The organism is Pseudorhizobium sp. NPDC055634, from assembly GCF_053618655.1.
In genome coordinates, this window is the sequence record NZ_JBSHHW010000003.1 from 235,043 (window position 1) to 254,725 (window position 19,683).

At 64.1% G+C, this 19,683-nt stretch carries 16 protein-coding genes; 1 reads left to right on the plus strand and 15 read right to left on the minus strand.

Annotated features, from left to right (window positions below; all coding sequences use genetic code 11):
* Positions 1 to 14 precede the first annotated feature (14 nt).
* The 10 genes from ACWGPT_RS06305 to ACWGPT_RS06350 all read right to left on the minus strand — a co-directional run bounded on the left by ACWGPT_RS06305 (position 15) and on the right by ACWGPT_RS06350 (position 11,952).
* Positions 15 to 341 carry an RcnB family protein gene (locus ACWGPT_RS06305; protein WP_452604743.1) on the minus strand — a complete coding sequence of 109 codons (327 nt, stop codon included), beginning with the start codon at positions 339 to 341 and terminating at the stop codon, positions 15 to 17.
* Between the two features lie 122 nt (positions 342 to 463).
* Positions 464 to 2,080 carry a glycoside hydrolase family 43 protein gene (locus tag ACWGPT_RS06310; protein ID WP_452604744.1) on the minus strand — a complete coding sequence of 539 codons (1,617 nt, stop codon included), beginning with the start codon at positions 2,078 to 2,080 and terminating at the stop codon, positions 464 to 466.
* A 61-nt stretch (positions 2,081 to 2,141) separates the two neighbouring features.
* Positions 2,142 to 3,185 carry an L-glyceraldehyde 3-phosphate reductase gene (gene mgrA, locus ACWGPT_RS06315; RefSeq protein WP_452604745.1) on the minus strand — a complete coding sequence of 348 codons (1,044 nt, stop codon included), beginning with the start codon at positions 3,183 to 3,185 and terminating at the stop codon, positions 2,142 to 2,144.
* A 63-nt stretch (positions 3,186 to 3,248) separates the two neighbouring features.
* Positions 3,249 to 4,382: a Gfo/Idh/MocA family protein gene (locus tag ACWGPT_RS06320; RefSeq protein ID WP_452604746.1), complete on the minus strand. Its 1,134-nt coding sequence runs from the start codon at positions 4,380 to 4,382 to the stop codon at positions 3,249 to 3,251.
* Between the two features lie 24 nt (positions 4,383 to 4,406).
* On the minus strand, positions 4,407 to 5,171 hold the full coding sequence (locus tag ACWGPT_RS06325; RefSeq protein ID WP_452604747.1) for a sugar phosphate isomerase/epimerase family protein: 765 nt from the start codon (positions 5,169 to 5,171) through the stop codon (positions 4,407 to 4,409).
* Between the two features lie 42 nt (positions 5,172 to 5,213).
* Complete coding sequence (locus ACWGPT_RS06330) at positions 5,214 to 7,652, minus strand: beta-mannosidase (RefSeq protein ID WP_452604748.1); 2,439 nt, start codon at positions 7,650 to 7,652, stop codon at positions 5,214 to 5,216.
* Positions 7,653 to 7,658: 6 nt separating this feature from the next.
* Positions 7,659 to 8,747 carry an ABC transporter ATP-binding protein gene (locus tag ACWGPT_RS06335; protein WP_452604749.1) on the minus strand — a complete coding sequence of 363 codons (1,089 nt, stop codon included), beginning with the start codon at positions 8,745 to 8,747 and terminating at the stop codon, positions 7,659 to 7,661.
* An 8-nt stretch (positions 8,748 to 8,755) separates the two neighbouring features.
* Positions 8,756 to 9,700 carry a carbohydrate ABC transporter permease gene (locus tag ACWGPT_RS06340; protein WP_452604750.1) on the minus strand — a complete coding sequence of 315 codons (945 nt, stop codon included), beginning with the start codon at positions 9,698 to 9,700 and terminating at the stop codon, positions 8,756 to 8,758.
* A complete protein-coding gene (locus ACWGPT_RS06345; protein ID WP_452604751.1) occupies positions 9,693 to 10,595 on the minus strand; it encodes a carbohydrate ABC transporter permease in 903 nt (300 codons plus the stop codon). Before ACWGPT_RS06345 ends, ACWGPT_RS06340 begins: the two co-directional genes overlap by 8 nt.
* A gap of 121 nt (positions 10,596 to 10,716) precedes the next feature.
* Positions 10,717 to 11,952: an ABC transporter substrate-binding protein gene (locus tag ACWGPT_RS06350; protein WP_452604752.1), complete on the minus strand. Its 1,236-nt coding sequence runs from the start codon at positions 11,950 to 11,952 to the stop codon at positions 10,717 to 10,719.
* Between the two features lie 445 nt (positions 11,953 to 12,397).
* Here ACWGPT_RS06350 and ACWGPT_RS06355 point away from each other — a divergent pair, with 445 nt between their 5' ends.
* A complete protein-coding gene (locus tag ACWGPT_RS06355) occupies positions 12,398 to 13,432 on the plus strand; it encodes a LacI family transcriptional regulator (RefSeq protein WP_452604753.1) in 1,035 nt (344 codons plus the stop codon).
* A 114-nt stretch (positions 13,433 to 13,546) separates the two neighbouring features.
* Here ACWGPT_RS06355 and gndA read toward each other — a convergent pair whose 3' ends face one another.
* The 5 genes from gndA to ccoG form a co-directional block, all read right to left on the minus strand.
* Entirely contained in the window at positions 13,547 to 14,974 is a 1,428-nt protein-coding gene (gene gndA / locus ACWGPT_RS06360; RefSeq protein WP_452604754.1) for an NADP-dependent phosphogluconate dehydrogenase, read from the minus strand.
* A 94-nt stretch (positions 14,975 to 15,068) separates the two neighbouring features.
* Positions 15,069 to 15,224 (minus strand): cbb3-type cytochrome oxidase assembly protein CcoS, encoded by a 156-nt coding sequence (gene ccoS / locus ACWGPT_RS06365; RefSeq protein ID WP_452604755.1) that lies wholly within the window; start codon positions 15,222 to 15,224, stop codon positions 15,069 to 15,071.
* Positions 15,221 to 17,515 carry a cation-translocating P-type ATPase gene (locus ACWGPT_RS06370; RefSeq protein WP_452604756.1) on the minus strand — a complete coding sequence of 765 codons (2,295 nt, stop codon included), beginning with the start codon at positions 17,513 to 17,515 and terminating at the stop codon, positions 15,221 to 15,223. The genes ccoS and ACWGPT_RS06370 overlap by 4 nt, the downstream gene beginning before the upstream one ends.
* Positions 17,512 to 18,006 carry a FixH family protein gene (locus ACWGPT_RS06375; RefSeq protein WP_452604757.1) on the minus strand — a complete coding sequence of 165 codons (495 nt, stop codon included), beginning with the start codon at positions 18,004 to 18,006 and terminating at the stop codon, positions 17,512 to 17,514. Before ACWGPT_RS06375 ends, ACWGPT_RS06370 begins: the two co-directional genes overlap by 4 nt.
* On the minus strand, positions 18,003 to 19,580 hold the full coding sequence (gene ccoG / locus ACWGPT_RS06380; protein WP_452604758.1) for a cytochrome c oxidase accessory protein CcoG: 1,578 nt from the start codon (positions 19,578 to 19,580) through the stop codon (positions 18,003 to 18,005). Before ccoG ends, ACWGPT_RS06375 begins: the two co-directional genes overlap by 4 nt.
* Between the last annotated feature and the right edge of the window lie 103 nt (positions 19,581 to 19,683).

The window sequence follows — 19,683 nt, forward strand, 5'->3', positions numbered from 1 at the left end:
CCCCTTTTCTCAGGTCACCGGCCGGCGATGATCCCCGCGATGATGCCCGAGGTGATCCCGACCAGCAGGAAGTCGTTGTCGACCTGGACCCAGCGATGGCCGCGCGGCGGCGCGGAGAGCCGGTGGCGACGATAATCCCGCACGTCGCGCATGTGGCGACGCTCGGCGGCCGACATCCGATGCCCCTTGCTCCAGCGATGCTTCCGGACCACCTTCTTGTCCATCTTGGCGGGACGCTCGACATGGCGGCCACGGTCGTGACCGCGCTGATGGTCAAAGGCGTGCGCGGCAGGAGCGGCAAGGACGGTGGCGGCAAGCATGAGCGTAACGAGCTTCTTCATCGGTCTTCCTCGTGTTGTTGACGAGAACGACGCTAGGCGCTTTGCGATGAACGAAGTCTGAACTTAAGATTACACTTATGTAATGATCGCCGCGACTTATTCATGTTGCCTTATGTACAACCTCATCCTGACAACGCCTCGTAGACGAAACGGCTGAAGTCCGCGGGGCGGCCCCGCCCGGATGTGTCGAAGGCAACCATGCCGGCAAACGCCCCGGTAAACGACCCGTGTTCGCCGCGCCCGCCCTCATCGGAAATGACGCCCGCATCGAGCGCTGGTCCGAGCGCCTGCCAATCGTTGCTGCCGCCGGCACGCCAGGAGAACTGCAGGTCATTCTCCCTGATTTCCATAGCAAGGTCGACCGGTCCGTCCGGGATCGAGACCCCGCTGTCGGCAGGAAAGACCATCCGCCCGTGCGGGAAGTCGCCGGGGCAGGAGAAGATCGTCACCACCCTCCCGAGCCTTTCGTGCAGCGTCACCACCACGGCGTGGAACTTGTGCCGGTTGTAGTAGTGCGTCAGGCCCGCCACCTGTTGATAGGTATCGGGGGTAAAGTCGATGGTCGTCTCGGCGCGGAAGGAATGATGCTCCTGCCGGCGTGCCACCAGCGCCTGCTCGAACCAGGAACCGATGCTTTCGCGACCGTAGAGGCGCAGATGCCCGGGTCTCTCCGACAGGCTGAAGATGCGCTCCGGCTGGGGCGTGCGAAGCCACTGGAATTCCATCGGCAGCGGACCGGGAGAAAACTGCGTCTCGATCCGCACCGGCTGCTCGTTCGGCTCGACATCCGTGGGCGCCGGGACGTCGACCTCCGGAACGACACCGCCCTGCGCGAGGTAAAGCCAGTCGTCGTCCTTCCAGACGCATTTCTGCAGCGCGGTTTCGCGGCCGAGCGTGCAGCGCCGCTTCGGCGGCATGGGCCGGCCGCAGAGATGCGTGTGATACGCCTGCCCGTCCGGCGTCTCGACATACTGCCCGTGCCCTGCCCTCTGCAGCACCGCGTCCGGTGCATCCTTGGACGTGATGAGATGCAGGTTCGGATGCATCTCGTAGGGCCCATCGATCGAACGCGCGCGTGCCATTGTCACGGCGTGATTGTAACCGGTCCCCCCTTCGGCGGTCGTCACGTAGTACCAGCCGTTGCGCTTGAAGAGGTGCGGACCCTCCACGAGGCCGAGCGGGCTGCCCGCGAAGATGTTGCGGATCGGCCCCTTCAGAGCCTTCGTCTGCGGGTCCCATTCCTGCAGCAGGATGCCGTCGAAGGCCGGACTCTTCGGCGCGCCGCCATAGCTTTCGGTCCGATGGTTCCACTGCATGTTCACGAACCACTTGCGACCGTCATCGTCGTGGAAGAGCGACGGATCGAAGCCGGATGAATTCACGTAGACGGGGTCGGACCACTCGTCCTCGATCCGGGGAGCGGTGACGATGTAGTTGTGGGCGTCCTTGAAGTTGCCGTCGTAGCGCTTCACGTCGGTATAGACGAGCCAGAACAGCCCGTCCGCGTAGGAAAGGCACGGTGCCCAGATCCCGCAGCTGTCGGGATTGCCACGCATGTCGAGCTGGCTTTGCCGCTCCAGGGGGCGCCGCACCAGCGTCCAGTTCACGAGGTCCCTGGAGTGGTGGATCTGCACGCCCGGATACCATTCGAAGGTGGAGGTAGCGATGTAGTAATCCTCACCGACGCGGCAGATGGACGGGTCCGGATTGAAACCCGGCAGGATCGGATTGCGGATCATGATGTCTCCTCCAGGATAATGCCCCTCCAGCCCCGTCCCCGGAGGCTGGAGCCGTTCTTCTCTAGCGTTTCGGCCCCTGCCGTTCCGCCGAGGCGGCCCACAGGTTGATGTTGCCTTCCCGGGCATGCCTGTCGATCTCGGCGAGTTCGTCCGGCGTGAAGTCCGGGTTGTCGAGAGCCCGGACGCAATCCTCGACCTGTTCCGGCCGGCTCGCGCCGATCAGCGCCGTGGTCACCCGGCCGCCGCGCAGCACCCAGGCGATCGCCATCTGCGCAAGCGTCTGGCCGCGCCTCTCGGCGATCGCATTGAGCGCCCGCAGGTTCTGGATGTTCTCCTCGCTCAAAAACTCCGAGCGCAGCGACTTGCCCTGCGCCGCCCGGCTGTCGTCCGGAATGCCGCCGAGATACTTGGAGGTGAGCATGCCTTGCGCAAGCGGCGAGAACACGATGGAGCCGATGCCCAGCTCCTCGATCGTGTCCAGCAGTCCGTCCTCCTCGATCCACCGATTGATCATCGAATAACTGGGCTGGTGGATGAGGATCGGCGTGCCGAGTTCCTTCAGGATCGCGGCCGCCTCCCGGGTGCGCTGCGAATTGTAGGAGGAGATGCCGATATAGAGCGCCCTGCCCGACCGGACGATCTGGTCGAGCGCGCCGCAGGTTTCCTCAAGCGGCGTCTCCGGATCGAAGCGGTGCGAATAGAAGATGTCGACATAGTCGAGACCCATGCGCTTCAGGCTCTGGTCGCACGAGGCGATCAGGTACTTGCGGCTCCCCCATTCGCCATAGGGCCCGGGCCACATCCCGTAGCCCGCCTTGGACGAGATGATCAGTTCGTCGCGATACCCTGCGAAATCCGCCCGCAGGATCTCGCCGAAGGCTGTCTCCGCGCTTCCGCCCGGCGGCCCGTAATTGTTGGCGAGGTCGAAATGGGTAATCCCGAGATCGAACGCCTTGCGGCAGATCGCCTGCTTGCGCTCATGCGGCGTGTCGTTGCCGAAATTGTGCCAGAGGCCGAGCGAGACGGCCGGAAGCTTGAGCCCCGAGCGTCCGCAGCGGTTGTACTCCATTTTCGAATAGCGATCGTCTGCCGGTTGCCAGCCCACGACATCCTCCTTCTGGCCTGATGCGAAGCGGGCACGGACGGCCCGCCTCGCAGTGATAGCCCATCAGCGCAGAAGCGCCAGCGCCTCGTCGATGCCGAGCGGCGCCGGCTGGGTGCAGGTCGTCGTCATTTCGATGAAGCGCCCCTCCTCGCCCGACCTGAGGATCGAGGTCAGCACGTCGATGCCGTGCAGCGACCTTTCGAGCGAGCAGCGCGGGTCGCGGTTCTCGATCAGCGCCATCGCCATGTCCGCGAGCCCGGCGGTGCGATAGTTCGCCCGGGGGCCGTTGGCATGTTCCTGGTTCGGCTTCGAGAACGGATGGTTCCATTCCGACAGCGGCTTGATGTCCTTGTCGCGACCGGACGCCTCGACGAGCCCGCCGAAGAAGTTCGGGTCGGGGACGTAGAGCGAGCCATCCGTGCCGTAGAGTTCCATGTTGCCGTGGCGATGCGACCAGACATCCCAGCTGGTCGACATCGTGATCGTCGCGCCATTCACGAATTCGAGCAGCGCATGGATGTTCGTCGGCGTCTCGACGGGAAGAACCGTGCCGGCGAGCGGCTGGCTGGTGACGGTGCGAGTGGGGCTCGCCATGGAGCTCATCGCCGCGACACGCTTCACCGGACCGATGAGATTGATGAGGTTGGCGACGTAATAGGGCCCGAGATCGAGGATTGGCCCGCCCCCCTTGAGGAAGAAGAAGCCGGGATTGGGATGCCACATCTCCATCCCGGGGCTCATCACATGGCAGGTGCCGGCGGTGATGCGTCCGACGCCGCCCTCGTCGATGTATTTGCGGGCAAGCTGGTGCGCGCCGCCGAGGAAGGTGTCAGGAGCGCATCCGATCGCCAGTCCCTTCTCCTTCGCGAGCCGCCGCAGTTCCTCGCCTTCCTCCAGCGAGAGCACGAGCGGCTTTTCCGAATAGACGTGCTTGCCCGCCTCGAGGATCGCCCGTGAGACCGCAAAATGCGCGTCGGGGATGGTCAGGTTGACGATGACGTCCAGTTCGTCATTGGCGAGCAGTTCGTCGATCGACTGCGCCTTGACGCCGTATTCCTCCGCCCGCAGTTCCGCTGCGCTGCGGTTGAGGTCGGCGCAGGCGAGCATCTTGATGCCCTTGAACAGCGGCGCCAGCGCCAGGTAGGTGATGGAAATATTGCCGCATCCGATGATGCCGACGCCGAGTTCCTTGGCCATGGTGGGCTCCGAAATGCAGTTGTCTCAATAGGTCTTGAAGGCGGCGATGGACCGGGAAATCAACCGCTCCAGGTCGTTTGGATTGTCATGCTCGACGATGAAGTGCTTCGCCGGCGTCTTGCTCCGGAGGACCTTCATCAGCCCCTTCCAGTCGACCGTCCCGTGTCCCACGTCCGCCCAGCCGTCCTCGTCGGCATTCTCGCCGGCAGGCGCGATGTCCTTGACGTGCACGGCGGTGATGCGGTCGCCGAAGCGGTCGATCCAGGCGAGCGGGTCCGCTCCGCCGCGGATGACCCAGGCGATGTCCGCCTCCCAGGAAAGATCGGGGCCTCCCTCGAAGATCCGCTCCTGCGGCAGGGTCCCGTCGGACAGCGCCTTGAACTCGAAGTCATGGTTATGCCATCCGAACGTGTAGCCGGCGTCGCGATAGCGCTTTCCGGCTTCCGACAGCCGCTTGCCGAAAGCGCGCCAGCCGGCCGCATCGGTCGGGCGAAGGTCCGCGACGAGATGAGGGCAGTAGATCGCCTCCATCCCGAGCGTTTTGGCGATCAGCAGGGCCTGTTCCGGCTGCTTCTCGAGAAGATCGAGGCCGAAATGCCCGGTCGGCATGGTCAGGCCGTTGGCCTCTAGATCCGCCTTCATGGCCTTCAGTTGGCTCTCGTCCATGCTGGCGTAGAGGGCGCCGTACCCCTCCACCTCCGCGTAGCCCGCCTTGGCGAGCGCGCTCAGGGTATCCGCGAGAGGCGGGAAGTTGCGGGCGCTGTAGAGCTGGAAGCCGAGTCTGGTCATGTCATCCTCCCTGGGCCTCGTGGCCCGTCTGCAAGAAAGTGTTCAACCCGCCGCCTGGCAGGAATAGAGGTCGTAGGTCCGGAACGCGGGCGTGCCCGCCCCCGGCACCGAAGGAGTGAAGGTGATCCTGCGGTTTTCGCCCGCAGCAAGATCGAAGGCATTGTCGGAGTAGCGCCCGGGCGTATCGCTCTCGACCATCACGAAGAGGGCCAGCCCCGAGGCCTCGACGAGGATGTCGAAGCTTCCGTCACCGGTCGGGGACACGAGGGTTTCGAGACCTGGCGGCTCGAGCTCGAGCGCCTTGTACGTCCCGGGTACGAAGTGCCCCTCGCCGCCCGTGCCGTTCGAGGCCGTAAAGCTCCAGAAAAGGATGCCCTGGGGCAAGATATCCGTCGCCGGCAGGGTTATCGCGGTCACCGCCGCATCGGGAGAGCAGACCGCCTCCACGCTTCGGAGCGACGTCCGGCGGCCGTCCAGCGCAACCATCGAGAGATTGATGGTCACGGTGATGTCGTCGATCGTGTCGTTGACCAGCGAGATGCGGATCTCCGTGCCGTCCTCCGACGGGATCGCGGCGACCGCCACCGGCTGGAAGAAGCGGCGCGCCACGTAATGGAGGATCTTCCAGCCGCCGCCATAGTCGAGGCTCGACCAGGACGCGACCGGCCAGGTATCGTTGAGCTGCCAGTAGAGCGTGCCCATGCAGTGAGGCTTCAGCGACCGCCAGTAATCCACCGCGGTGCGGATCGCCAGCGCCTGCTGCACCTGGCTGAGATAGACGAAGTTGGCGAAGTCTCGCGGGAACCGGAAATAGCGGAACATGGTCGCCGCGATACGCTCGTTGCCGCCGGCGTTCTTCTGGTGGTGCTCCATCACGGGCGAAGCGATGTTCATGTCCTCGCGTGCCGCATAGGTCTGGATGACCGGCAGCGAGGTATAGGACTGGAAGCCGAACTCCGAGCAGAAGCGCGGGCGCACGGAACGGTAGTTGTCGAACGACTTGTTCTCGTGCCAGACCGACCAGTAGTGCATGTCGCCGGACCCGTCCGCATGCCAGGCGTCGCCATAGTCGAGATAGCCGGACGCAGGGCTCGACGGCCACCAGATGGCCTCGGGTGCCGCCTTCTTCATGGCCTGCTCGATCGTCCGGTTCAGACGGTCGTAGGACACGAGATAGCGGTCGCGGTTCTCGATCGATTCCTTGAACCAGTTGAGCGCCCCGACGAGTTCGTTGTCTCCGCACCACAGCACGATCGACGGATGGCTGACCAGGCGCCGGACCTGGTAATCCACCTCCTCTGCCACGTCGTCGAGGAAATCAGGCGTCGAGGGGTAGAGATTGCAGGCGAACTGGAAGTCCTGCCAGACCATAAGCCCGAACCGGTCGCAGAGATCGTAGAACCAGTCCTGTTCGTAGAAGCCGCCGCCCCATACGCGGATCATGTTCATGTTGGCGTCGACGGCCGATTGCAGGAGGTCTTCCGTCTTTTCCCGGCTCGAGCGCGAGAACAGCGCATCCGCCGGGATCCAGTTGGCGCCGCGGCAGAAGATTTCGCGACCGTTGACCCGGAAGGAAAAGCGGGCGCCGGCCTCGTCCTCGTCCGTCAACAGCTCGACCGTGCGCAGGCCGATCTGCCGGGTCACCGTCTCGCCCGGTATCTCGACCGTCAGCCGGTAGAGATGCTGCTCGCCGCTGCCGGCCGGCCACCACAGCCGTGGGTGCTCGATCTCGAACACGTGGTGAATTACAGTCTCCCCGGCCGCGATGCCGCAATCCAGCCGGACGCGCTCACCATCCAGTCCGAAGTGGACCGGAACGATTCCCGGATCCCTGGCAAAGAGCGTCAGTGCCACATGCAGTTCGACCTTGCCGTCGACATGTCTCTGGCTGGTGACGACATGCTCGATCCGCGCCACTTCAAGCCGTCTGAGCGAAATCTCGCCGTAGAGGCCAAGCGGCGCGAGCGCGATATTCCAGTCCCAGCCGAAATGGCATTGCGGCTTTCGCAGCATGTTGCCGTTCGGGATCGGGCAATTGCCGGTGGAATAGGGAATGTAGAACGGCTGGCGGGCCTGTCGCTCGGCGCCGGCGGCGATGCTGGAATGGAAGTGGATGCGGATCGTGTTCTCGCCCGACTGCAGCGCGGCCGACACATCGGGACGGTAGCGGCGGAAGCAGTTGTCGGCCGACAGGACCGGAACGTCGTTGATGAAGACGACCGCGACCGTGTCGAGATAGGTGACGTCGAGGTACCAGCTGCCATCCGGATCATCGATCACGAACTGCCGCTCTATCTCCCACTCCCGTTGCGCGACCCATTGCACCTTGTCCTCGTTCCGGCCGGAATAAGGATCGGGAATGATGCCCGCGTCCTTCAGCGCGGTATGGACATCCCCCGGAACCTGCATGGTGGAGCGATGTGCTCCGCCTGCTTCGGCAAGCTGCCAGGTTCCGGCGAGATCGAGGTGGGAAATGGACATGAGACGTCAGATCCGTACTTCGGTCTCGGCATCGAACAGGGAGGCGACGGACATGTCGAAGGACAGCTGGAGCTTGGTCCCGGGCGCAAACCGCTTGGCCCCGCCGGTTCTGACCGACATCGTGTGGCCCGCATGCTTGAGCCACAGGAGGTTGTCGGCGCCCATGGGCTCCTCGATGTCGACCACCGCGTCGTGCATCTCGGCGCCTGCCTTGTGGTTGTCGACGTGAATGTGCTCGGGACGGACCCCGAGGATCACCTTCCGGCCGGGCGTCAGCGGCTCCGCCGTGTCGTATCCGTCCAGCGAGAAGGAAACCCCGTGGGTCCTGAAGACCGGCCGCCCGCCCTCCTCCGCCAGTTCGCCGCGCAGGAAGTTCATCGACGGCGAACCTATGAAGCCGGCCACGAAGAGATTGACCGGTCGATTGTAGATCGTCACCGGGTCGTCGAGCTGCTGGATGACGCCGCTCTTCATGATGGCGATCCGGTCGGCAAGCGTCAGCGCCTCGATCTGGTCGTGGGTGACGTAGATCATCGTGTTCTTGAGCGAATGGTGGAGCCGCTTGATCTCGACGCGCAGTTCCGACCGGAGCTTGGCGTCGAGGTTGGACAGCGGTTCGTCGAACAGGAAGACATCGACGTCACGGACCAGCGCGCGGCCGATCGCCACGCGCTGCCGCTGTCCGCCGGAAAGTTCGGCCGGCTTGCGGTTGAGGAGCGGCTGGATCTGGAGGATATCGGCGGCCCGCGCTATGCGCCGCTGGATGTCCTCCTTGGGGACCTTGGCGACCCGAAGGCCGAAGGACAGGTTCTTCTCCACCGTCATCTGCGGATAGAGAGCATAGGACTGGAACACCATGCCGATGCCGCGGTCCTTGGGCTCTTCCCAGGTGACGTTGCGCCCCTTGATGAAGATCTGCCCTTCCGTCGGCTCCAGCAGCCCGGCGATGCAGTTGAGGAGGGTCGACTTGCCGCAGCCCGACGAGCCGAGCAGGACGAGGAACTCGCCGTCGCGGATATCCAGGTTGAGGTTCTGCAGGACGCTGACCGCGCCGAAGGAGAGCGAAAGGTCGCGGATGGATACGCTGTTGTTCATGGACTGATCTACCCCTTCACTGCACCTGCGGCGATGCCGCGTACGAAAAGCCGGCCGGACAGGAAGTAGACGATCAGCGGGACCGCCCCCGTCAGCAGCGTTGCGGCCATGTTGACGTTGTACTCCTTCACACCCTGGACGGAGTTGACGATGTTGTTGAGCTGGACGGTCATCGGATAGACGTCCGGCCGGGTGAACACGACGCCGAACAGGAAGTCGTTCCAGATGCCCGTCACCTGCAGGATCATCGCCACGACGAAGATCGGCAGCGACATCGGCAGCATGATCCTCAGGTAGATCTGCCAGAAGCCCGCCCCGTCGATGCGGGCAGCCTTGAACAGTTCCACCGGAAGGGACGCGAAATAGTTCCGGAAGAGGAGCGTCAGGATCGGCATCCCGAAGATGGTGTGGACGATGACCAACCCGGTCAGCGTGCCGTAGACCCCGATTTCGCGCAGCGCGATGACGACCGGATAGATCATTACCTGGTAGGGAATGAAGGCGCCGATGATGAGGATCGAGAAGAAGAATTCCGATCCCTTGAAGCGCCAGTTGGCAAGCGCGTAGCCGCTGACCGAGGCGACCGCGATCGAGACCACGACCGACGGTATGAGGATACGGACCGAATTCCAGAAGCCGCGCGACAGGCCATCGCAGTTCAACCCGGTACAGGCTTGCGCCCAGGCCTTTACCCAGGGCTCGAAGGTGATCTCCATGGGCGGCGAAAAGATGTTGCCCATGCGCACTTCCGGCATGCCCTTGAGCGAGGTCACCACCATCACGTAGAGCGGCAGGAGATAGTAGAGCGCCGCGACGAAAAGCGTGCCGTAGAGCATGATGTTGCGGGCCGACATCGCGCGGCGCGGCCGCCGTCCGCTCGGGCCGCTGCCGACATATTCGGACACGGCATCGAAACCGGCGGCAGTGGTGTTGAGGGTGGAGATGTTAGCCACGCTTCTTCCCTCCGAATTCGAGATAGGCCCAGGGGATGATGATGATCGCGACGGTCAGCAGCATCATCGTCGACGCCGCAAACCCCTGGCCGAGGTTCTGGGCCTGGAACATGTAGTCGTAGACGTATTTCGCCGGCACTTCCGAAGCGTTGCCCGGACCGCCGCTCGTCTGCGCCACCACGAGGTCGTAGACCTTGACGATACCGCTCGCGATGATGACGAGCGTCGTGATGAAGACCGGCCGCATCATCGGAATGACGATGAAGAGATAGGTCCGCCACATCGGGATGCCGTCGACGCGGGCGGCCTTCCAGATGTCCTCGTCGATGCCACGCAGGCCGGCGAGCATCAGGCACATGACGAGGCCCGTGCCCTGCCAGAGCGCCGCGATCAGGATGCCGTAGATGACGATCTGCGGATTGTAGAGCGGATCGAAGGTGAAGCTTTCCCAGCCCATGGACCGGACGATGCCCTGGATCCCGAACTCCGGGTTGAGGATCCACTGCCACACCAGCCCGGTGACGATGAAGGACAGCGCGAACGGATAGAGGAAGATCGTGCGGAACGTGTTCTCGAACCGTATCTTCTGGTCCATCAGCGCCGCCAGCATGAACCCGATCACCATGCTGAAGATCAGCGACAGTATCCCGTAGATCGCCAGGTTCTGGATCGAGATGATCCAGCGCGACGAGGCCCACAGCCGTTCGAACTGGTCGAGACCGACGAAGGTCGCCCGCGGCAGGAGCTTCGAATTCGTGAACGAGTAGACGACGGTCCAGAGAGAGCCACCGAGGAAGATCCCGACCGCAATCAGGATCATCGGAATGGAAGCAATCTTGGCGTTGAGATTTCTGAAGAGCTGGTTCGGGCGTTTGGCAGGCGCCATACCTGTCATGTATCGATCCTCCTCGAGCAGTGGCCGCGACAGTCCGGCAGGCAGCCGGAACCGTTCCGGCGACGCCGGTCCAACCGGCCGACGCTCGCTTGGAGCGCCGGCCGGCCGCGGTCGCTTGGGATTAGTCTGCCGAGGAGATGATCTCCGCGAACCGCTCCTGTGCCGCCTCGGGTGTCATCGAGGTGCTGGAGAAGAACTCGGTCATCAGGTCCTGCTTCTGGCTCTGCGAGTCTGGCGACAGCAGTTGGTCGGTGCTGGTGAGCGCATTGCCCTTGGCAACGATTTCCAGCCCCTTCTTCATGCAGTCGTTGGCCGTTGCGAGATCGACGTCGCCGCGGATCGGCAGCGAGCCTTTCTTCAGGTTGAAGGCGACCTGCGTCTCAGGCGCGACCAGCACTTCCGCCAGCGCGTCCTGGGCCTTCGACCCTTCCTCGTCATCAAGGACGGGGAAATAGAAGGCGTCGCCGCCGGTGGTGATGTACGGGCTGACGCCCAGGCCCGGGAGGCAGCTGTAGTCCTCGCCCGCCTTCATCCCGGCGATCTGGAACTCGCCCTGCGCCCAGTCACCCATGACCTGGCCTGCGGCCTTGCCGGTGATGACCATGTTGGTCGCCTGGTTCCAGTCCTGCACATTGGTGCCGATGGAGAGTTCGCGTGCCTGCGCCGCGGCCTCGAAGATCTTGGCCACCTCGGGTCCGGCCGCAACCTCGCCGTCCTTCTCCACATAGACCTTCTGGTGCAGGTCCTTGCCGCCGAGTGCCAGCAGCAGCGTGTCGAACAGGCCGTTCGCCTGCCACGGCTGCCCGCCGAGCGCCAGCGGATGGATGCCCGCTTCCTTGAGCTTCGGGCCGGCGGCCACGAACTCGTTCCAGTCCTTCGGAACCGCAACGCCGGCCTTCTCGAAGGCGTCGTTGTTGAGCCACAGCCACTGCCAGGAGTGGATGTTGACTGGGACGCAATAGATCTTGCCGTCGATGGTGCAGCTGTCGAGCAGGCTGGCAGGCTTGATGACGTCCTTCCAGTTGCCCTTCTCGGCAACGTCGGAAAGATCACGCATCAAGCCGGCTTCGACCAGTTCCTGGGCCTGGCGCCCGTGGTTGAACTGCGTCGCACCCATCGGGTCGCCGCCGGTGATGCGGCTGATCATGATCGGGCGGGCGGTGCTTCCGCCCCCGGCAATGGCGCCGTCAACCCATTTATTGCCGGTGGCGTCGAACGCCTTGGCGAACTCGCCGACCGCGGCGGCTTCGCCACCGGAAGTCCACCAATGGGTCACTTCCAAATCGGCAGCCTGCGCCAGACCGAACGGCATGGCGACAGTGGCAGCTAGTACGGCTGCTGCGCTACGAAAATTCATGAGTCTCCTCCCTCACTGAAACGTTGCCGTAAAAACCTATTCGAAACGTTTTGAACACGCAACAGACTCGGCGAAGAAAAATATCGAGCCATCAATCTCACCACCAGGTTGCAGCCCTTGGCGTTCGCCGTTGCATGTCCCAACGGCCGCCTCCCGCACTGCAAAACAGGCCAATTTCGCCTTAAACACCGGCATTATGACGCGTATGTGGGCGATATTTCACGGCCAACGCCCTCCTCGGCATCTCGCAGATGCACAACTTCGCCGTTGTCTCCCGTCATGCAATCATCAGTAAGTCGTGCAACCAGGAGAAGACAGGCCCAAGCTATATTTCTACTGTATCGTTACAGTTTTTGCAGTTATTGCTGGCAGGACGGTCACTGACAGCGCATTGGACGAACGCGCGAGATCCTATAAAGGACGGCACGAATACGTGGGGTGGGAAATGGCTGAGGCATACGACGACGAAGGCCGGGCAAGGCTGCGCGAAAGACCGACACTGAAGACGATCGCCTTCATGACAGGCCTCGGGATCACGACGGTCTCCCGTGCGCTGAAGGACGCGCCCGACATCGGAGCCGAGACGAAGGAGCGCGTCAGGATGGTGGCCCGCCAGCTCGGCTACCAGCCCAACCGCGCGGGCGTGCGCCTGAGGACGGGCAAGACCAACGTGATCGCGCTCGTCCTGTCGATCGACGAAGAGATCATGGGCTTTTCCAGCCAGATCATCTTCGGCATTTCCGAGGTTCTCAGCGGAACCCCCTACCACGTGGTGGTGACGCCGCATTCCCACAGCAGGGATTCGATGCTGCCGGTCCGCTACATCCTCGACACGGGATCGGCCGACGGCGTCATCATCTCCCGCATCGAACCGGACGATCCCCGCGTCCGGTTGCTGGAGGAGCGCAACATGCCGTTTGCCACCCATGGGCGGACGAGCGCCGACGTCGTCCACCCCTACCACGACTTCGACAACGAGGCCTTTGCCTACCAGGCGGTCGAGAAACTGGCGAAGCGCGGCAGGAACCGGCTGGCGCTGCTTTCACCGCCGAAATCGCTCACCTATGCCGCGCATATGCGGGCCGGCTTTCAGCGGGGCCTCGTCGATTTCGGCCGCCAGGAGGCCCCGGTTGCCGTCGATATCGACATGCCGCTCGTCCACACCCGCGACGCGATCGAGGCGCTGATGCGCTCCCCGGAACGGCCGGACGGCATCGTCTGCTCCTCTGGCAGCGCGGCGATTGCCGTAAACGCGGCGATCGAGGCCGCGGGACTTCGCGTCGGACATGACGTGGATCTCGTATCGAAGCAGGGCCTGCCGATACTGAAATGGATCCGCCCGGAAATCATCACGGCGCAGGAGGACGTCAGGCTGGCCGGACGCGAACTCGCGAAGGCCGTCATCGCACGGATCGACGGCATCGCGCCCGAAATGCTGCAAAGCGTCAGTCAGCCGATCTGGCCCCCCGAGAGCAACTGAGAGCCTTGAACGCCGCTGACGCCGTTGGAAGCCTGACGTCCTCGATGTTCCCCTGAACGAGAAAAGCCCGGCGAGATGCCGGGCTTTTCGTCAGTTTTTCAGGGATCGCCTTCCTCAGAACGTCGCGGCGCCGCTGCCCCAGGGGCCGTGCGGCTGGTCGAGCCCATCGACGCGTTCGAAGCCGTGAGCACCGAAGAAGTCGCGCTGCGCCTGGATAAGGTTGGCCGTCCCGCGACCGCGCCGATATGCGTCGAAATAGGAAAGCGCCGAGGAAAGCGCCGGCACCGGCAGGCCCGAAAGGACGGCATAGGAGACGACGTTGCGCAACGCCCCGTCAGTTTCCTTGACCATCTGCGAGAAGGCCGGAGTGACGATCAGGTTGACGTCGGGATCCTTTGTGAAGGCCGAGGTGATCTCGTCGAGGAACTGCGAGCGGATGATGCAGCCCGCGCGCCAGATGCGGGCGATCGTCGGCATGGGCAGGTTCCAGCCGAACTCTGCGGAAGCCGCCGACATCACCGCGAAACCTTGCGCATAGGCGCCGATCTTGGCGGCGAGCAGCGCGCTTTCGAGGTCGGCGAGAAACGCTTCGCGGTCCTTCGGCGCAGGCGCAAGCGGCGGCAGGCCGAGGATCTTCTCGGCAATCTCCCGTTCGCCCTTCTGGGACGACAGGATCCGTCCCGCCACGGCGGCCTCGATGGCAGTCGCCGCGACGCCGAGATTCTGTGCCTCGATGACCGACCATTTGCCGGTGCCCTTCTGGCCGGCCTTGTCGACGATCATGTCGACCATCGGCTTGCCGGTGACCGGATCGGTCGCCTTCAGCACCTTCTCGGTGATCTCGATCAGGTAGGAGTTGAGCCTGCCCTTGTTCCAGCGGCCGAAGACCTCGCCGATCTCGGCGGCCTCCATCCCCAGGCCGTCGCGCAGGATGCCGTAGATCTCGGCGATCATCTGCATGTCGGCATATTCGATGCCGTTATGGATCGTCTTGACGAAATGGCCCGCGCCATTCTCGCCGAGCCATGCCACGCAGGGCTCGCCGTTGAACTTGGCGGAGATCGAGGTCAGCACGTTCTCGACGCGCTTCCAGCTCTCTTCGGTACCGCCCACCATGATCGAAGGACCGTGCCGCGCGCCCTCCTCGCCGCCGGAGACGCCCATGCCGATAAAGGTGAGGCCGGAATCCTTCAGGCTCTCGAAGCGGCGCATCGTGTCGCGGAAGTTGGCATTGCCGGCGTCGATCATGATATCGCCGGCGGAAAGATAGGGCTTCAGCGCCTCCATCTGCTGGTCGACGGGGTCACCCGCCTTGATCATGATGATGATCGGCCGCGGCGGCCGTATCGCGGCGACGAACTGATCGAGGGTCTCGCAGGGAACGATCTGCCCCTGCAGGTCGCCGGCGTCCGCGAAGAACTTCCGCGTCGCTTCGGTACTACGATTGAAGACCGCGATCCGATTGCCCTTTTCGGCGATATTGAGCGCGAGGTTCGAGCCCATGACGCCGAGCCCGATAAGGCCGATTTCTGCCTGTTCCACGGATGTGCCTCCATTGTTCATTGGGCGGCTGTTTTGGCACCGCCCGTCTTAAACGGCAAGGCTGAAACGATTAGATGGCAGCCTAATCCGCCGCTCAGCCGGCAGGACGATCGTCGTCGTCGTCGATGGCGCGCCAGGCGGCACCATCGAGATCGTCATACTGGCCGCTCTTGAGGGACCAGAGGAAGGCGACGAGCCCGAGCCCGCCGAGCAGGAGGGCGATCGGGATGAGATAGACCAGCATGTTCATGCCAGGCGCGCCTCCGTTGGTATCGGGCCCGAAGCCGCCGGCGTGGCAAGCTTTCTCTCCGCGCCCACCAGCCTGTTCAGCCGAAGTGCGTTGACGACGACGATCAGCGACGAGGTGGACATGGCGACCGCGGCAATCAGCGGGGTCGCATAGCCTGCCAGCGCGATCGGCACCGCAATGACGTTATAGCCGATCGCGAGCCCGAAGTTCTGGCGGATCAACCGCCCTGCCCGCCGCGACACCTCGATCGCAAGCGGCACCGCGTTGAGGCTCTCGTGCATGAACACGAAGTCGGCCGCCTGCCGCCCGACATCGGCGGCGGTCGCGGGCGCGATGGAGACATGGGCGGCCGCCAGCGCCGGCGCATCGTTGATGCCGTCGCCGACCATGAGCACCTTCGAGCCGGCGCGATCTATCTCCGCAACGGCGTCCACCTTTTCGCGCGGGCTCAGTTCGGCCTTCCACAGGGAGACCCCAAGCCGGCGTGCCATCGAGCTGACGACGGCAGTCCGGTCGCCCGAGAGTATCCCCGTCGCGTAGCCCCTGGCTGAAAGCCCGGCAACGGCAGCGGCGGCATCCGGACGCAAGGCATCCTCGAAGAGGAAGCGCTGCAACTCCCTGCCGTCAAGCGACAGCACCACCTCGGAGAACTCGTCCGGCTGGCCGGCAGCACCACAAGCGAAACGGCGGTTGCCGAGACGATAGACGCCGTCCGCGGTCACGGCCTCGAGCCCCTGGCCGGGCAGTTCCGCCACCTGGGGAAAATCGCCGATCGTGCCGGGAGCGCTGCGATACAGCGCGACCGACAGCGGATGGCGTGAATGGGCAGCAAGGCTCGCGGCAAGCGAGAGATGGCGGGGGGCGACCTGGGCGAGGTTGACGAGACGCGGCCGGCCGAGCGTCAGGGTCCCGGTCTTGTCGAAGAGAATGGTATCGACTTCGGCGAGACGTTCCATCGCCGAGCCGTCCTTGACCATCACGCCGTTCCGGAAAAGCCGGCCGGCGGCCACGACCTGGACGACCGGGACGGCGAGCCCCAGCGCGCAGGGGCAGGTGATGATCAGCACCGCGATGGAAATCAGCATCGCCTGCTTCCAGTCGCCGCCGAATATCCCCCAGCCGAGGAAGGCGGCAAGGGCGAGCAGGTGCACGGCGGGAGAATAGAGCTGTGCGGCGCGGTCCGCGATCCGCCGATAGCGTGCCCTGCCCCCTTCGGCGGCCTCCATCAGCGATATGACCTCGGCAAGGAAGGAATCCCGGGCGGCGGCGGTGGCGCGCAGCACGAGCGACCCGGTCAGGTTGAGAACGCCACCCTGCACGGCGTCGCCCGGTGCCGCGACGGCCGGGGCGCTCTCGCCATTGACGATGGAGAGGTCGAGGTCGCTTCTGCCGCTCTCGACGATGGCATCCACGGGAATGCGCTCGCCGGCGGCGATGATCAGCCGGTCCCCGGGGCGGATCTCTTCTATCGGCCGGTATTCCCGGCTGCCGCCCTCGCCGAGCACCATTGCCCCTCGTGGCGAAAGACGCGCCAGCCCGCTGATCGCTGCACGCGCCCTGTCGCGCATGACATGATCAAGCGTGCGGCCAATCAGCAGGAAGAACAGAAGCGATACCGTGGCATCGAACCAGGCGTGCTGCCCGTGATGCATGGTTTCCCACACGGAGACCGCATAGGAGAGCGTGATGGCAAGCGCGATCGGCACGTCCATGTTGGTGCGCCCGTGACGGACCGCATTCCAGGCGGACTGGTAGAAGAACCGCCCCGCATAGACGAGCGCGGGCGCTGCGATCATCGCGGAGATCCAGTGGAAGAGGTCGCGCGTCGAGGCATCCGCTCCCGACCATACGGATACCGAAAGCAGCATGATGTTTGCCGCCGCAAAGCCGGAGACCGCCACTGCCCTGATCAGTTCCCGCTGCAGCCTGTCGCCGGCATCTTCGGCGCTGGCGAACAGATGGGCGTCGTAGCCGGTCGCTGCGTGAATGGCCTGGACGAGGTCGAGCGGATCGGTCCGCCGTCCATCGACCTCTTCCTTCCAGACGATCGAGACGCGCTTGGTTGAGAGGTTCACCCGCGCCCGGTCCACTTCGGGTCGCGCCTGCAGCGCCTTTTCGATCGCGGTGATGCAGGTGCCGCAATGCACGCCCGGCACGCTGAGGTCCGTCTGGCGCAGTCCCGGCTGGATCTGGCGGCTCGACAGGACGAGTTCTTCCGTCGAAGGCAAGGCATGGCCCAGCCGCTCGAGCTCCACGGCTCCGTCGGTACCGGGAGCGCAGCAGGTGGTCATCTGGCTACTCCGGCAACGGAGATGCGCTGCGTGTCATGCAGGATGCGCTTGCCGTCGCGAAGGGCCTCCGCTTCGATGATCCAGGTTCCGCCCGGCAAGTCGTGGCTTGCGACGAAGACACCCTTGCCCGCGCTCCGCAGGGCAAGCTCAAAATCCTGATCCTCGCCGACCGGACGCTTGAACCGCAGCGTGACGCTGTCCGCGTCGACCGGCCCCTCCTGCGGGTGCGAAATCAGGTAGCGGATCTCGGTAGAGGCGATCTCCAGTTTTCCCGCGACGCCCGTTGCCGCAAGCGCCCTCGCCTCGGCGACCTTGCCGTTGAACTCCTGGCTGGCGATGTAGGTGTTCTTCACCACCAGCCCGCTCCAGGTATGGGTTGCCTGCCAGGCCATGTAGAAGTTCACCGAGATGATGGTTCCGAAGAACAGGCACATGACGAGGATCATGTGCCATCCGGTGAACACGAATTCCTTGCGGTCGGACGTACTCATTTCTTGGCCTCCGGGGCATAGAAGGTGGCGTCGTAGCTGTCCGCCTCGTGGCTGGAGCGGTCTTCGGCCACGAAGCTGAACCCGTCGCTGCCGTCCGGCAGGGCATGTGCCGGCACGGTGACGAACACCTTCAGCGCGGTCGCCTTGTCGGGTTCGACCGAGACGGCGAACTGGCGGTTGTTGTCGCTGGTGAGGCCGTTGATCTTCATCGTCGCCTCCGGCAAGCCCTCGAGCGACAGGAGAATGGTCCGCGGTTCCGGGATCATGTTAAGGAGGCGGATCGTATATCCGTTGCGGATCGAGCCGTCCGATTCCAGCACATACTGCGGATTGCGGTCGTGGATGACGTTCACTTCCAGCCTGTCGCGGCTGATCAGAGCGACGAGAAGCCCGACGCCGACCGCAGTCCAGACGCCCATGTAGAGGAGCGTGCGCGGACGGAAGATGATGCGCCAGTCGAAGTGACGGACCTTGTCGACGAAGCCGCCATCGGCAGTGCGAACCCGGTCGGGATTGATCGGCGTCGCGCCGTTGGCGGTCGCAAGCGCCATGTTGGCGTCGTACTCGTTCAGCGTCGCATAGGCGATCAGGCCGCGCGGCTTGCCGATCTTGTCCATCACGCTGTCGCAGGCGTCGATGCAGAGCGCGCAGGTGATGCAGGCCAGTTGCTGCCCGTCGCGGATATCGATCCCCATGGGACAGACGGCGACGCAGGCATTGCAGTCGACGCAGTCGCCGACGGGCGCGCCAGCGGCGGCCGCCTTCTTGGCATGCTTCGTCCGCGGCTCGCCCCGCCAGTCGTTATAGGTCACGACCAGCGAACTGTCGTCCAGCATGGCCGCCTGGATACGCGGCCAGGGGCACATGTAGATGCAGACCTGCTCGCGCATCAGCCCGCCGAACACGTAGGTCGTCGCGGTCAGGATGGCGACCGTCGAATAGGCGACGAAGGCGGCGTGACCGGTGACGAAGTCGTAGGCGAGCGTCGGCGCATCAGCGAAATAGAAGATCCAGGCACCGCCGGTGGCGACCGCGATGGCAATCCAGATGGCATGCTTGAGCAAGCGCTTGCGAATCTTCTCGAAGGTCCACGGGCCCGCATCCAGTTTCATGCGCGCATTGCGGTCACCCTCGACCCAGCGTTCGACGGCGAGGAAGAGATCGACCCAGACGGTCTGCGGACAGGTATAGCCACACCATGCGCGGCCGACAGCGGACGTAACCAGAAAAAGGCCGAATCCGGCCATAACGAGAAGACCCGCGACGAAGAAGAACTCCTGCGGCCATATCTCTATGAAGAAGAAATAGAATCGCCGATTGGCGAGATCGATCAGCACCGCTTGGTCGGGAGCATAGGGCCCGCGGTCCCAGCGCAGCCAGGGCGTCAGGTAGTAGATGCCGAGCGTGATCAGCATCACCAGCCACTTGAACCGGCGGAAACGGCCTTCGGCACGCTTCGGGAAAATCTTCTTGCGGGCTTCGTAGAGCGGCTCCCCGGCCGATCCCGCGTTGCCACCCGAATGAGGTGCGGCGCCTCCGCTGGCGTCTGTGTTCTGGGCGGTATAGAGATTCATGGCGTGTCCCGCTTCGCTGCCCGTCTTTTTCCCATCTGGGGCGGCAACTATCCTTGACATAAATCAAGACGCGCCGCGGCGACCGCGCGCTCATTGTCGCAGG